This window comes from Bacillus sp. GbtcB10, assembly GCF_019091365.1.
In the GTDB taxonomy this organism is placed as follows: domain Bacteria; phylum Bacillota; class Bacilli; order Bacillales; family Bacillaceae; genus Bacillus; species Bacillus altitudinis.
Genome location: NZ_JAGXJP010000252.1, coordinates 1 through 256 on the forward strand (window position 1 = coordinate 1; position 256 = coordinate 256).

The 256-nt window shown below is 30.1% G+C and carries 1 pseudogene; it reads left to right on the forward strand.

Annotation, left to right across the window (positions count from 1 at the left end):
* Positions 1-256: pseudogene (locus KVT11_RS20210) on the forward strand (sigma-70 family RNA polymerase sigma factor); the annotation flags it as partial.

Here is a 256-nt window from a genome sequence, read left to right on the forward strand (position 1 = left end):
TACTTATGTAATTAAAACATTGGGATGGTACATAAGTGAAGTAATTCATGTGAAAGGGACACCATTTAAGTTAAGTAGATATACGAGTGTTGAAGAAAAGAATCAAATCAATATCCGTTCTATCGACTTAAATCGAAACGGTGAGGAAACGAATGAGTTCTTTGCAGTTTCTCCAATAAATATAGAAGAAGATGTTATTGATTCAATTACATTTAATGAAAAAATTAGCGGTTTAGATAGAAAAGAAAAGTTTGTG